At 66.3% G+C, this 12,558-nt stretch carries 17 protein-coding genes; 7 read left to right on the top strand and 10 right to left on the bottom strand.

Annotation, left to right across the window (positions count from 1 at the left end; genetic code table 11):
• The first annotated feature begins 15 nt into the window (after nucleotides 1-15).
• The 3 genes from BCF44_RS28670 to BCF44_RS28660 are packed head-to-tail and all read left to right on the top strand — an operon-like array spanning nucleotide 16 to nucleotide 2,166.
• Nucleotides 16-1,128 (top strand): DUF932 domain-containing protein, encoded by a 1,113-nt coding sequence (locus tag BCF44_RS28670; protein ID WP_116177509.1) that lies wholly within the window; start codon nucleotides 16-18, stop codon nucleotides 1,126-1,128.
• Complete coding sequence (locus BCF44_RS28665) at nucleotides 1,125-1,784, top strand: hypothetical protein (RefSeq protein WP_116177508.1); 660 nt, start codon at nucleotides 1,125-1,127, stop codon at nucleotides 1,782-1,784. Before BCF44_RS28670 ends, BCF44_RS28665 begins: the two co-directional genes overlap by 4 nt.
• 1 nt (nucleotide 1,785) lies before the next feature.
• Entirely contained in the window at nucleotides 1,786-2,166 is a 381-nt protein-coding gene (locus BCF44_RS28660) for a hypothetical protein (protein WP_116177507.1), read from the top strand.
• A 237-nt stretch (nucleotides 2,167-2,403) separates the two neighbouring features.
• On the opposite strand, the gene BCF44_RS28655 is transcribed toward BCF44_RS28660, so the two are convergent.
• The 6 genes from BCF44_RS28655 to BCF44_RS28630 form a co-directional block, all read right to left on the bottom strand.
• Nucleotides 2,404-3,144 (bottom strand): DUF7341 domain-containing protein, encoded by a 741-nt coding sequence (locus tag BCF44_RS28655; protein WP_116177506.1) that lies wholly within the window; start codon nucleotides 3,142-3,144, stop codon nucleotides 2,404-2,406.
• On the bottom strand, nucleotides 3,141-3,686 hold the full coding sequence (locus BCF44_RS28650) for a zinc finger domain-containing protein (protein ID WP_116177505.1): 546 nt from the start codon (nucleotides 3,684-3,686) through the stop codon (nucleotides 3,141-3,143). Before BCF44_RS28650 ends, BCF44_RS28655 begins: the two co-directional genes overlap by 4 nt.
• On the bottom strand, nucleotides 3,683-4,834 hold the full coding sequence (locus tag BCF44_RS28645) for a hypothetical protein (protein ID WP_116177504.1): 1,152 nt from the start codon (nucleotides 4,832-4,834) through the stop codon (nucleotides 3,683-3,685). The genes BCF44_RS28650 and BCF44_RS28645 overlap by 4 nt, the downstream gene beginning before the upstream one ends.
• 12 nt (nucleotides 4,835-4,846) lie before the next feature.
• Entirely contained in the window at nucleotides 4,847-5,071 is a 225-nt protein-coding gene (locus BCF44_RS28640; protein ID WP_116177503.1) for a hypothetical protein, read from the bottom strand.
• Nucleotides 5,068-5,400, bottom strand: coding sequence for a hypothetical protein (locus tag BCF44_RS28635; protein ID WP_116177502.1), 333 nt, complete (start codon nucleotides 5,398-5,400; stop codon nucleotides 5,068-5,070). Before BCF44_RS28635 ends, BCF44_RS28640 begins: the two co-directional genes overlap by 4 nt.
• 149 nt (nucleotides 5,401-5,549) lie before the next feature.
• The gene (locus tag BCF44_RS28630; protein ID WP_116177501.1) at nucleotides 5,550-5,885 is read right to left on the bottom strand and encodes a hypothetical protein; all 336 of its coding nucleotides are present in this window, start codon (nucleotides 5,883-5,885) and stop codon (nucleotides 5,550-5,552) included.
• A 301-nt stretch (nucleotides 5,886-6,186) separates the two neighbouring features.
• Here BCF44_RS28630 and BCF44_RS28625 point away from each other — a divergent pair, with 301 nt between their 5' ends.
• From BCF44_RS28625 to BCF44_RS28610, 4 genes are all read left to right on the top strand, one after another.
• Nucleotides 6,187-6,636 carry a hypothetical protein gene (locus BCF44_RS28625; protein ID WP_116177500.1) on the top strand — a complete coding sequence of 150 codons (450 nt, stop codon included), beginning with the start codon at nucleotides 6,187-6,189 and terminating at the stop codon, nucleotides 6,634-6,636.
• Between the two features lie 96 nt (nucleotides 6,637-6,732).
• Entirely contained in the window at nucleotides 6,733-7,269 is a 537-nt protein-coding gene (locus tag BCF44_RS28620; protein WP_147328667.1) for an ImmA/IrrE family metallo-endopeptidase, read from the top strand.
• A gap of 6 nt (nucleotides 7,270-7,275) precedes the next feature.
• Complete coding sequence (locus BCF44_RS28615; protein ID WP_116177498.1) at nucleotides 7,276-8,442, top strand: MAB_1171c family putative transporter; 1,167 nt, start codon at nucleotides 7,276-7,278, stop codon at nucleotides 8,440-8,442.
• Complete coding sequence (locus BCF44_RS28610; protein WP_246015663.1) at nucleotides 8,423-9,046, top strand: phosphatase PAP2 family protein; 624 nt, start codon at nucleotides 8,423-8,425, stop codon at nucleotides 9,044-9,046. The genes BCF44_RS28615 and BCF44_RS28610 overlap by 20 nt, the downstream gene beginning before the upstream one ends.
• Nucleotides 9,047-9,141: 95 nt before the next feature.
• Here the strand turns inward: BCF44_RS28610 and BCF44_RS28605 are convergent, their stop codons facing one another.
• The 4 genes from BCF44_RS28605 to BCF44_RS28590 form a co-directional block, all read right to left on the bottom strand.
• Nucleotides 9,142-10,323, bottom strand: a complete 1,182-nt coding sequence (locus BCF44_RS28605; RefSeq protein ID WP_246015661.1) for a methyltransferase domain-containing protein — start codon at nucleotides 10,321-10,323, stop codon at nucleotides 9,142-9,144.
• Complete coding sequence (tgmB, locus tag BCF44_RS28600; RefSeq protein WP_246015659.1) at nucleotides 10,320-11,312, bottom strand: ATP-grasp ribosomal peptide maturase; 993 nt, start codon at nucleotides 11,310-11,312, stop codon at nucleotides 10,320-10,322. Before tgmB ends, BCF44_RS28605 begins: the two co-directional genes overlap by 4 nt.
• Before the next feature lie 3 nt (nucleotides 11,313-11,315).
• Complete coding sequence (locus BCF44_RS28595) at nucleotides 11,316-11,570, bottom strand: hypothetical protein (RefSeq protein ID WP_147328666.1); 255 nt, start codon at nucleotides 11,568-11,570, stop codon at nucleotides 11,316-11,318.
• A gap of 89 nt (nucleotides 11,571-11,659) precedes the next feature.
• Nucleotides 11,660-12,019, bottom strand: a complete 360-nt coding sequence (locus BCF44_RS28590) for a hypothetical protein (RefSeq protein ID WP_116177496.1) — start codon at nucleotides 12,017-12,019, stop codon at nucleotides 11,660-11,662.
• Nucleotides 12,020-12,558 lie beyond the last annotated feature (539 nt).

Genomic DNA, 12,558 nt, shown 5'->3' with positions numbered 1-12,558 from the left:
CAGAAAGAGCACGCAATGACGAAGCCGGTACCCCCTGCCCAAAAACAGGGCACGACTCCCAAGTTCAAGCCGACGGACGCCTGGTCCACGCTGGCCACCGCTGTCAACAACTCCCGCAACGTCGGCGAGCTGCTGAAGAAGGCGGAGCTGTCCGACTGGGACCCGCGCCTGGAGCCGATGGCGCTGCTGTCCGACATCGGGGTCTGCATCGAGTGTGAGCGCCCGAAGGGGCAGAAGCACACCCCGGCCTGCTCGGTGGGCAAGGCTGAGACGGACCCGGACGCCGACGGCAAGGTCACCGACGACCACACGACCGACATCATCGAGGCACCCGGCGCGTGGGGCTTGGCCCGCACCAACTCCGAGGGCTTCACCGAGTACCTCGGGGCGGTCACCACCCGCCAGTACACGGCGGTCCCGATCGACACGCGCGCCAGCATCCTGACCGAGATCGTCAAGCAGGCCAAGGCGAAGTTCGGCCCCGCCGGTCCACTGTGGAACAACACGGCCGCGTTCGCCACAGTCAAGCTGCCGGAGCTGATCGCCGTCGGCAAGTCCGACGAGCTGGAGATGCGGGTCGTGCTGATCAACTCGTTGTTGCCCGGCAGGCCCTCGGAGATCAGGTTCGAGGCGGTGCGGCTGGCGTCCAACACCATCCAGCACTTCGCGGCCGACCGGCTCACGCTCAGCAGCGCCGATGACGCCGACGCCCGGCTGACCGAGGCCAGCGAGGCACTGGACAGCGCGGTCCGGCACGCCGCCAAGGTTGGCGAGATCGCCTCGGCGATGCGCGCCAAGAAGCTGACGGTCGCCGAGTTCGAGAAGGTCTGCGACCAGATCTGGTCGAAGCCGGCCGACACCGCCAACAGCTCGGTGAGGGAGCTCTACGAGAACCGCCAAGGCATGTTGAAGATCATGTTCAAGGGCGAGGTGGACCAGTTCGCCGGCATCGGGGGCACCCGATACGGCGGGCTGCAAGCCATCCTGACCGCCATTGAGCACAACGTTGCTGCACGGACCGACCAGACCGCCGACGACCTGAAATACCGTGCCGAAGACGTGCTGTTTGGGCGGCTGGGCAAGCTCGCCCGCACGGCGGTCGAGCTGCTGGAGGTGCCGGCGGCATGACCGACTCGACCAAGTTGTACGACGTGATCCGGGAAGCAGGCGGGGAGGAGTTCGGCGTCAGCGATGTGCTTCGGCCGGGCCCGCTGAACTACGGCGACACCGTCGACTGGAGCACCTTCACGCCGGCTGACTTCTTCTGGAGCCCCGACGTGCTGGTGCTGCCGGTGACCTACTCCAACGTCAGCGGCACCATCCAGACGGCGGCCAACGCCCGCGAACTGATCCGCGTCTTCGGCAAGGACAACTTCGTCACGATCCACGGCGAAAAGGGGCTGTTCGGGCTGGCCCTGCTGTCCCACACACCCTGGCCTCGCACAAGCCAGCTGGAGCGGTTGGCCACCATGCTGACGATGCTGGCATCTGGTGATCAGGTGCTGCTCAACACGCGCACCTACTGGGAGTACTTCGCCGAGTTGCGCGACAAGGCGTGGGAGGCGTCGTTGGCGGCCAAGACGGCGGAGTCGCTGGCCGCCCTCGCACCCGCCGGGGTCACGGTGAATCGGGCGAGCCTGCGCACGGATCCCTGGATCCGCCACGGGTACCAATGGTTTAAGGGCAACCAGTGGATGCCGCAAACCGCTACCAGCGTGATCAACGCGCGGCATGACGAGGCTGTGCGGCACGTGGCCCGCACCGTTCTGGGGTGGGAGGTCTGAGGTGGCCGAGATCGAGTTGCAGCCGGGCCACCTTCCCCGGATGCCCGTGCAGTACGAGGACTTCTATGACGGCGACGACTGGATGGAGGCCATGCACGAGCGCGGTTGGGTCACGCCCGGCATCTGGGGCGAGCGTGGCTGGCAGCTCGGCATCTGGCCGCTGATGATCGTGGCGATCTACGTCGAGCCGGAGAACGACCTGTGGGCGTTCGCCACCTACATTGAGGGTGACGTCGAGCTGCACGCCTACGACGACCGCAAGGAGCTGCTGCACGCGGTGACCGATGTCGCCGTTGACTGGTGGCGCAAGGGGTTCGTCCCAGACGGCCCGGATGATCTGCCGGAGCAGGGGTGGTTGCCACACCACGGCAAGCTGCCGTAGCGGCCACCTCAGTGGCTACCAGCTGAGCATCCCAAGGGGGACCGGAGTGGGGTCCGGTCCCCCTTGGGGCTTTTCCGGCCCTGTGCGGCTCTCTGAGCGGCTGGCAGGGGCAACCGGGAACCAAGCCAGCAGGGCCGGAACGGCGGAGAGCCCCGGTTGACCAGGGATACGGTCAACCGGGGCTCTCCGGTTTTGGGCACACGTGTACTCAGCCCGACCAGTATCGGTGTTTGCGCGTCATGCGTCAATGCCTTCAGTGACCACTAGAGAGTGATCCTCGTCACTCTCGCTGTCGGGTGTGGACTTCGCCGCGAGCGCTGTCCAGGCCCCCAGCGGCCACCGCTGCGCACACGCTCCGCACACGACCTCGGTGCGGTCGCTGTCGATGGCCAGCGCGGGCCGGCGCACGAAGTCGCCTTCGTCCTCGGACCAGGTGTGCACCGCTGTGGCCCGGCATACCGGGCAGGCTCGGCCCCGCAGGGTGTAGCGGCGGGGCGGGTCCAGGATCTGGCGGGCGCGGCGCACCCAGTCGTTGGCCACGGCAGCGGCCCAGCACACGTACTCGGGGGCGTCGTGCTGCCACTGCTCGGCGTGTGCCGCCCACCGGTCCACGTGCGGGCCCAGCTCGGCCGGGTGCGGGTGGTCGTGGCCGGCGCAGCAGCGGCGGACCTCGGTGCTGATCTCGGCCAGCAGGGACAACGCTGTCAGGTCGGCCGGCGGCTTGGAGCCCAGGCCGCCCCCGCTGGTGTACTCGCCGCCCGGCGTGACCGCCTCGGCGAGCTGGTCCAGCAGCGGCAGCACCTCGGCCCGCTCGATGGTCCCGTCATCGCGCAGCAGCTTCACGAACCCCACCCGGACGAGCTGGTCCACGGCCGTCTCCCACGTCAACCGAGCCAGCGCCGCCCGCTGCCGGGCCTCCGCGGCTTCCCGCCGCGTGGAGTGTCCACTCTGGACGAAGTCGGTCAGTTGGTCGGTCATGCGCTCGCTCCCGCCTCGACGGCGGCCGGCTCGATCGGATCGGCCAGCCGTGCCGGGTGCAGACCGGTGCGCGGGTCGCGGGACTGCGCCCGGCCGCCGTGGTTTCGCCCGATGCGCTGGCAGCGCGCCCCCGGTTTGGCTCCGCAGGACTCCAGCGGGCACTGCCGCGCCAGCGCGGCCGACCGCTCGGGGATGTGCTCCCAGCCCATCGCCGCGTACACGGCGGAGATCCCCCGAGCGCCGGCGGCCGCGAACCGGGCCCGCTCGGCCTGCGGGTCGCCGACCACGCGCAGCGTGCGGGCTTCCTTGGCGCGGCGGGCCTGCTTGATCCGGGCGATGATCACCGTCGGGGTGATGCCGTCGGGGTTCGTCTTGGCGTGGGCGTAGATCGCCGCCTCGCACTCGGTCAGGCCGTAGCCGGCTAGGTCGTGCTGCCAGCGCAACAGGTCGACCTCGCCCATCGCCCGGCGGCTGAACGACGACGTCAGCGTGAGCAGCTTGGTGACGTCCGTGCGGGTCATCAGCTGGCCGGAGTCGCTCATGCCGCCACCACCGAGACCGTCTCGCCCAGCAGCTCCCCGAACACCGCCGGCTGACCGTCTGCAGGAGGAGTCTCACCTCGGAGCAGCCGGCCGAACGCGCTCTGGTCGTTGTCCTCGACCGCGACCCGCTGGGCCATCGCCAGCGTCGCGGCCACCGCCTCATCCGCCCGGGACCGGGGCGCGTTGGTGGCGGCGATGACCTGGCCCCGCATGGCCTCGCCGACCAGCTCCGGCAGCAGCCGGGGCGGCAGGGTCTTGCCCGACCAGCGCCGCAGCCCAGCGGCGACGTGCTCGGCCTGCTCGCCGTCGACGAGCAGCGCCGAGGCGTGCTCGACCAGTTGGCGGGCAACGGACTTCGGCAGGGTGGGGGTGTTCTCGGCGACCAGCCGGGCGGCGGCCTCGCGCGTCTGGGCGCTCACGTGTGCGCGCGGGGGTCCCCCAACCCGAGTAGCTGCTACCGCAACAGGGACAACCACAGTCCCTTGCCCCCTGCCCCCTTCCCCCTGAGCCTGCGCGGAAGGGTTGTGCGAAGGATTCGCGGAAGGGGTGCCGGCAGGGTCGGGAAATCGGTGTCTGGCCGGCGGGCCGTCGTTGTCCGCTGGCACGAGAGCCGGCTCAACGGGAGGCTCCGACGCGGCCGGCGTCTTGGGCCGTTTGCGATGGGCGCTCATGGCGGCCTTCGCAGCGGGCGGCAGCTCGTGCTCGCCGGCCTCCAGCGCGGCCGCCACGATCGCAGGCGCCTGGCCGACGAGGTCGACCGGCAGGCGCCGCAGCTCGGCGGCCACAGCGGACCGCAGGATCGGCGACTCGATCTCGAAGGACTGCCTCAACGCGGCGGCGAGCACCTGCGGCTGCTTGTCGATGCCGTCATTGCGGATCAGTGTGCGGACAACGAGTTCCTCGGTGTCGTGGTCGACCACCAGGAATCGGGCGGCGTCCAGCTCGGACAGCGCCGCGCGCATCTGCTGCACGGAGATGTCCTCGTGCGCCGACGCCCAGCGCTTGACAGCGAGGTCGAGCAGGCCGGCGTAGGACAACCGCGGTTGCGAAAGCAGTTGGACGTAGACCGTCTTCGCGGTCGCCGAGAGCCGCCTCCATTCCTTGTCGTTCCAGATCGTGCACAAGATGCGGGCGTGATCACGCGCCACAGGTAGGTCCCCCTAGAAAGAACGATGTGCAGCAAGGCAAAGCCGCGCCCGGATCCGGGCAGCGGTGTAGGTGGTCATGCCGGTGCGCGCAGCGACGGCCGCGTCCGTGGGGCCGCGGGCGTGCGCCCACGCAACAACCAGCTCACGGGCGGTCGTGGTCAGCTCCTCAGCGAGCAGCTCCCCGTGCAGACACCGCCGCGCGGCGTCGGCGTCGGCATGGCCTTCGGTCGGGATCACGCCCCTCTGGACGCAGCCGACGGGTCGGCGGCATCCGGCTCGTTCGGCACCAAGGCCGCGAGGTTGAGGGCGTAGATTGGACAGAACTTATTGCCGTTACGGCCATGTGTGTCGGTTGAACGCACGTGCCGATCGGTCGTTACGAGCAAGCCGGCGTTCACCAGCTGCCGCACGGTGGCCCCGACCATCGGCGGTCGCACCCAGCCGGGCAACCGTGTGCGCCACTGGTTGGCGTTGACTTCCCGGAACGGATCGCCGAGCGCAGTGGTCACGATCCCGGTGACGACTGCTCGGACGTGGTCCTCGTTGCGTGGGTCGCCGGTCAGCAACGCGGCAATGGCGTCGACGGTCGCGCTGTAGTCCAGAGGTAGCCCGACGAGGCGGGCGGTGATCTCATCGGCGACCGCTCGAAGAGAAGTGGGGGCGGTGTTCGTGGCCTGGCCAACACCCCCGTGGCGGCCAGGCCCCGAACGCCTGCTCACTTGTCCAGCAGGTTGAAGGTCCGGACGCGCTTGGTCTCGGAGCACATCGCCGCGATGTCCGGGAAGTGTTGCTTGAGCAGCTTCTGCGTCAGAGACGTCCGCAACGTCGTCCGGTACGTGAACACGGGCGCTCCGTCGACGGCAGCGACCTCGGCCGTACCCATGTCGGCCTTGAACGCCTTCTCGATCTCAGCTCGGGCACGCGCGTAATGCGCCTGCCTCTCCACCACCTCACGAAGCGCGGCCAGCAGCGCCACGCCAGGCGCGGTGAGTTCGACTGTGTCCTCCGCCATCGAGTCCTGCGATGCGGCGGAAAGGATCCTGATCAACACGTGTTCTCCTATGCACGGCAACGGTTGTGAGCGGTTCGTCGGTTGCCGGGCACCTGCGCTGGGTGCCCGGCGCGGGTATCCCCGCCAACCACGCCGCCAGGTGCGCGAGAGCCTGGCCACGACTCCGCCACGCGACCCCGGCAGTCGAGAACGCCGAGCCAATTTCAACTATCGTTGTAGCCACCACAACCCCCGTTGTGATCGTCTGCGTGATCGACTATGGTTGCCCCATCAAGAGGGTGTCAACTGTTGTTGCGAATACGCTGGTCAAGTCAACAACGAACGTTGAGGGAGGTGTGGCGTGGCCCTGCGCGAACCGGCCGGCGGCGACTCGTTCATGAATCGGTTGAACCTGCTGTTCGAGCTTCGTCGCGCGAGAGACGGTGTGGTGCCGACCAACGAGACGGTGGCGCAGGCGATACGCGACTCCGGCCACTCGATGACGCAGCAGTACCTCTGGAAGCTGCGACACAGCCCGGCGAGCGATCCCGGCATCTCGCGGGCTCAGTCCATCGCTGACTACTTCAAGGTGCCGCTGGAGTTCTTCACGAAGGTCGATGTCGCGCGCAATGTAGTTGCTCGCGAGCTTCGGTCATCAACGGCTGGTCGTACTGGTGGCATGCATGTCGCGCCAGAGCAACGCAGGGGAGCGTTGCTCCGACAGGTGGACGAGATGACGCCGGCTCAACATCAGGCGCTGCTGACTCGGCTGCTCGCAGTGGTCGAGGACGCCGTACCCGAAACGGACTAATGGCACTCCAGATACATAACCGGCCAAAAATGAGAACGTTCTCACAAGGAGGCGTCGAGCTGCAACGCCGCGCTACCTACGGCCGATCAGCACAAAATGGACGAGTTACCCCCTGCGATCACTCATCCCGAAGACGTGGCCGCCCTCGTTGCCGCGCTTCCACTTCCGGAGTCGTACACGGTCGCCGAACTGAGCCGCGCGTGTGGCCACCTGATGGACACCACGATCGTCGTTCAGCCGTACCCGGAGAGCATCGTGGCCGAGGCAAACGTCGAAGGCCGACCCCTGCCGTCCGGGGTGTTGCTGAACACGGCCAAGGGTGTCCACATCTTCTACCGGTCAGACACGTCAGCCATGCACCAGCGGCATGTGATCCTTCACGAGCTTGGCCACCTGCTCTGCCGGCACCCGACGGCGACCGTCGACGAACCGGCCACTGACCTCAACACGGCCAACATCAGCCAGGCCGCCCAGCGCTCGCACTATCACAGCGATCGCGAGCGCGCGGCCGAGTTGTTCGCGTACCTCGTCGAGCAACGCGGCGGCCAACTCTCCCTACCGGGCCGAAACCGTCGAGACGACCCGACCCACGCGGACATGCTCCGCCGCTTCCGATCGACCTTTGAGGGATAACACAACTTGCGTACCGTCGATCTCCTGAACCTGTTGATCACGATCGCCAACGTCGCCGCAGTCGCCTTCTGGTGGCGCTCCTGGCGTCAGACGCGAAAGCCCGCCGTCACGGCGATGCTCCTCGCGTTGGTGATGCTCTGCCTGAGTATGCTCATTGAGACGAGTCCGGTCGTAACCCCTGTGCCGGCCGGGCTTACCTGGTTGTGGATCACCATCGTCGTCCACTTGATCGTGCTGGTCTCCGACTACTGGTGGCAGGTGTTCGCCCTCCGGGTGAGATGGCCGATCGCGCAGGCCCTTGCCAGAGCGCGGTGGCGACGCAACCTGACGATCATCGTCGGAGCGGTCATGGTGGTGTGCTTCGCGATCGGCCCGCTCAGACTCGGACTCGACAACATTTCGTCGAACTACGGCGGGAAGTCCGGCGTGCTGCCCTACCTCATCGCGTGGGAGGGCTATCACGCCCTGACCATGGCGAGCCTGGTTGTCCTTGCTCTCGGAGCCAAGCACATCCCCGACCCATGGCTCAGGTTCGGCGTCTGGGTCATCGGCCTTGGCGGGGCGTCCGGATTCATCTGGGCATGTCACCGCATCATCTACACCGCTCTCGTAGCTCTCGGCACGCCGCCGCCGTGGCCCGACTACGGCGCCACAGGCGTCGGAACCGTGTTGTTGACGACCTCCGCTTCGACTCTCGCGATCGGCGTCTTGATCCCGCCACTTGGCCAGATCTACGCACACCGCCGCGCCGAACGCCTGCTGCTGCCGCTGTGGAGGGACCTCACGTCCGCCAACCCAGACGTGGTCTTCCCGGAACGGTCGGTGTCGACCCTGCGTGCACGCGCGACGGAAATCAGGGATGTCCTTATCGGCCCGCTGCGCTCGTTCCTCGATCCCGCCGTCGAGCGCGAGGCTCGCTCGAAGGCTGAGGCGAGCGGTCTCCGTGATGACGAACTTCGCGTGACCGTCGACGCTGCTGTGATCGCGGCAGCGTTGGCCGCACAACGCCGCGGCGCACCGGTCCAGGCAGTGGAGCCCGTTGTCATCAGCTCGCCGGACGACGCAAACGAAGCCGCTGATGTAGCCTGGCTCGCTCGGATCGCCTCCGCCTACATGAAATCGCCGATCGTGGCCGCTATCAGGGAGTCTGAGCGTGAGCGCGTTGACAAGTAAGTCGGGAAGCTTCCTCGATTCGGCCGCGAAGGTCGCCACCGAGGTTCTCGCACCGTGGGTCTGGGTGGGCGCTCTCCCGTTCGCAATCGCTTGGCAAGCAACAAGATCTGTGCTTCCCACTGTGCTGTGGGGACTGCTGATCGCGGTCACCGGGGCGGCGATTCCGATGGCGGTCATCGTTCGCGGTGCTCAGCTCGGCCGTTGGGTAAGCCACCACGTGACGAACCGCGAGGGCCGCTGGATCCCCCTGCTTGCGTGTGTCACGTCCCTCGGGGTGGGGTGGGTAGTTCTTGCGATAGCTGGGGGACCAGCCGAGATGCACGCAGTCACGGCGGCGATCTTCTCCGTGCTCGTTGCCAGCATGATCATTACGTTCGCTGTGCGTTGGAAAATCTCCCTGCACGCAGGACTGGCGTTCTGCTCCGTGGATGTGCTGGCGATTGCATACGGGCCTTGGCTGCTCGCTCTCGCTCTCTTGGCCGTGTTCGTTGGCTGGTCCCGTGTCCGACTCCATGCACACACGCTCTTGCAGGTCCTGGCTGGTGGAGCGCTGGGTGCCTTGCTTGGTGGAGGAACATTCGTGCTTGTCACGACCATGGTGTAGCCCCTCGCAGGGCGTGTGCACTGATTGCTGACGATCGAGAAGGTCTCCCAGCCGCAGCGCGACGGCTGGGAGACCGGCCTACGCACCGTTTGGCTCTAGATTGGAAGATGCCACTGGTACGGAGCCCCTGGTAGGGAAACGTATTGCTCGCCGTCCTTCGTGACGGTGATCATGAACTGATCGCGAGTCGGCCGGCTGATGTTCTGCCACAGCTCATAGGACGCTTCCAGGTCGTCCCACAAGCGCCGCGTTCCTCCCTGGGTCACAAAGCTGCTCGGCTCCTCGTCGACCTCGACCCGCGCCCAGGAGTCGGAGTCAGGATGCACGAGGCAGAAGACCGTTCCTGCGGACTCCACCTCGACGCGCGTGTGTAGCGAGCCGGGGATCGCCAACTGAGCGAAGAAGGCGAAGCCGTTCGAGGGGCCGAAAACGCTCAGGTCGAAGTCGGTCTTGCGAGTGTCTCCCGCAGCACCCGATGCGCGTCCGACCAACCTGGCAAGATCGGAGCCGGGACGGACGTGGTGGTCAGGGCTGTGTAGAGGCAGGAAGCTGCCGCCGGCAGGCAGAAAGACGCCAGACGCTCCGTGCTCTGCTGTACGGGTTATCCGCGCGACACCTCCGGCGAAGCTGCCCCGGACATCCGCGAGGATGATGCCGCCGACCCGCACCTGCTCAAGCCATGCTGATGGAAAGCGGCGGACCGAGCAGGTGGCGACGATCCGGTCGTACTGCGCCCGATCGGGATACCCCACGTACCCGTCGGCGAGGTCCAAGGTGGGGTGGAGATCGAGCTCCGCAAGCCGTTCCCGTGCTGACTCGATGTATGCGGGATCGACGTCGATTGACGTCACCGCTTCCGACCCCAACCGGGCAGATAGCAGGCCGGCGTTCCATCCAGTGCCCGTCCCGATCTCCAGAACGGTGTGTCCGTCGGCGACGTTCAACGACTCCAACATGCGGGCAACTACGGTGGGGGATGAACACGTACTCAGTACCGTGCCGTCGTCACCGACGCTAGTCAGCAACGCCTCGTTGGCGTATACCGCCCGCAGCCAGCCCTCCTGCTGGTTCGGGTCCCGCCCGTTCAGCTTGTGACCGCCGAAGTTGTCCGGCAATCGGAACTCGGGAACGAACAGGTGTCGCGGAACGCGTTTGAATGCATCCTGCCATTCCGACGACGACAGTAGACCCTTGGTCAGAAGCTGCTCGATAAGCAGCGCCGAATATCGGCGAGCCTTGGCCTCTCCAGCCTCGTCGAGCATCACGTAGCTCGTCATTCCTGCCCCTCGGCTAGCAGTTCGGCCACGGCCGCCGCGATGGGTAGTCCGGTCTCTTGCTCAATCCAGCCCCACTCGCCGTTCGGGTTGAGGTCTACGAAATAGTACCGGCCATCTGGGGTGACAACGAAGTCGGCGGCGCAGAAGCGCAGCTCCAGGCAGCGTGTGAGCGCGAGCAGTCGACGTTCGACCTCGGCCGGTAGCTGAGTTCTCTCGTAGCGTATCGACGAGTAGTCCGCCCGCCAGTCGAGTTGCCCCTTCGGCGAGTCCGAATAGAGATTCGCCGCGTATACGTGTTCGCCGACGACGGTAGCGCGAACGTCCCTGGCTTTCGGTAGGCGCTCCTGAAACTGGTGAACGGTGAGCGCGATTCTCCCATCCGCGATGAAATCAGGTGACACTTCGGTTGCGTAGACCATCGACAATCTGTCGCCATCGACGACTGACGCAGACGCCAATGGCTTGTAGACCAGGAGGGACCCGAGTAGCTCCCTCGCCTCGCCTTCTGCGGTTGGGTCGTTGGTGAGCATCGTCGCCGGCACGTCGAGCCCGTACCTGGCGGCCGCCGCCAGTTGGTAGGGCTTGTATTCGGCATTCGCCACACGAGCGGGATGGTTCAGCCACAGACATGGAAGGCTTATCAGAAGCCCGCCGATTCCCCTGCGCGCCTCACTTCCCGCAAATCGTCGCTCGGCGTCCGTCATGGCGTCAGGGAATGAAAATCCTGTCGGACGTCGAAAATAGATGCTACGGATTGACTCAAGCTTCACTGAGCCGCTCGGACTGTCGAGCGTGCCGCGCCAGCCGTCGGCGAATTGGGCATTCAGTGTCAACGACAGTGGGAAGTCTCTTGTGTCGAAGCGAAACACGGGAACGCTGCGAGAATGCAACTCCTCGACCACCATGTCAGCGGTCAGGTCGTTCTCCCGCGTGAGCACAACGACGGTGTCACGTTGCGGCTGAAGATCGGGAGCGGCCACGATGTGCACGTCCTACCACGTCTCGTCGGTGAACGAATCCGGGTTCGCGTCGTCGTTGCCGTCGCCCTCGTCGCCGTCCGTCGTCTGGGTGGTGGCCTGCGTCGTCGCCGCGCCCACCAGCGTCACCGTGGCGGGAGCGACCCGCAACGACAGTCCCAGCGGCGTACAGGCTCCGTCGGAGATGCACTCCGCCGTCGGAACGATTCGACCGCCGGGACGGCCCATCGGGAAGTGCTCACGAACCTCGTCGAACAAGGCGGTAGTCACCACGGTTTCCTCTCGCATGTGTCGGTAGCACTGCACCCCCGAAGTCGTTGACTGCGGGAAGTCGTAGAACGTCACGGCATCTGGCTGGCTCACGTCGTCTCGATGACTGGAAGCACCTCCGTCACGGCATCCTCCGCTTCGCGCGCGTACCGAGGATGAGGTACAGGCATCGACCGCTGTGCGTTGGCGTTCGGGTGCGGAGGCAGGCAGTGGATCGGGATGGTGAGCGCGTTCTCGTAGAAGACCGCTGGTTGGTGGGCCACGATGGGCCACGTGTACTCGCTGGCCTGTTGAAGGTACGTCTGTTGCGGTGCCGAGTAACGAAGAGCCAGTTGCCTCGCGACCTTCGCTCGCCGTACCTCCTGCCGCTTGTCGAGTACAAGCCAGCCGGCGCCGCACAGCGCCAGGCCGAGACACAGCCCGACGGCGATCCACTCCAGTACCTCCATGCCAGGTCCTCATCGACGCCAGGAGCCGTTGGCGCACAACGGTAAGCGTTGCTGGGCACCCGGCTGGGACGTTGTTCATGGCTGCATTACGTGCTCAGGTCGTGTCGGTAGTTCGCCGCGCACCGTGAGGAGCTGCACCCCAGTCCTCCACACCAAGGACGCGAGGTGCGACTTGATCGCCTCGTCCGTGGACAAGTCGCGGGGGTGGAGCACCAGCACGCCGTAAGGCTTTTCTTCGCGGATGCGAGAACACATGTTGGCGAAGTCGGGCCGGCTTACAGACGTGTCGGGGTAACCCTCGTCGAAGAACATACGGCCGACGCGCAGACCGTGATCCTGGCAATACCACGCGAGATGTCGGCGGACAGCAAACACGTAGGACGGCCGATGCGACGGAAGTCGTAGGTAACCGAAAACGAACGGTACTGGAGGGCGCAGGGGGATATGCATCGCGTGTCAGAGCCCTAAATTCGCGTGGGGTACGTGTGAAATGTGGACGTTAAATTAGGTTCTGGGCCGCCGGAACGGCTCGTGCCCGC

Source organism: Kutzneria buriramensis, from assembly GCF_003387475.1.
GTDB classification, from domain to species: Bacteria; Actinomycetota; Actinomycetes; order Mycobacteriales; family Pseudonocardiaceae; genus Kutzneria; species Kutzneria buriramensis.
The sequence above is the reverse complement of the archived record's forward strand: the minus strand, read 5'-3'. Positions and strand labels throughout refer to the sequence as shown.

What these genes read in the sequence shown, in the direction of transcription:
- BCF44_RS28620 (WP_147328667.1), top strand. Translation starts at nt 6,733, where the DNA reads ATGGACGAGTTACCCCCTGCGATCACTCATCCCGAAGACGTGGCCGCC.
- BCF44_RS28605 (WP_246015661.1), bottom strand. Translation starts at nt 10,323, where the DNA reads ATGACGAGCTACGTGATGCTCGACGAGGCTGGAGAGGCCAAGGCTCGC.
- BCF44_RS28670 (WP_116177509.1), top strand. Translation starts at nt 16, where the DNA reads ATGACGAAGCCGGTACCCCCTGCCCAAAAACAGGGCACGACTCCCAAG.
- BCF44_RS28655 (WP_116177506.1), bottom strand. Translation starts at nt 3,144, where the DNA reads ATGACCGACCAACTGACCGACTTCGTCCAGAGTGGACACTCCACGCGG.
- BCF44_RS28665 (WP_116177508.1), top strand. Translation starts at nt 1,125, where the DNA reads ATGACCGACTCGACCAAGTTGTACGACGTGATCCGGGAAGCAGGCGGG.
- BCF44_RS28650 (WP_116177505.1), bottom strand. Translation starts at nt 3,686, where the DNA reads ATGAGCGACTCCGGCCAGCTGATGACCCGCACGGACGTCACCAAGCTG.
- BCF44_RS28590 (WP_116177496.1), bottom strand. Translation starts at nt 12,019, where the DNA reads ATGGAGGTACTGGAGTGGATCGCCGTCGGGCTGTGTCTCGGCCTGGCG.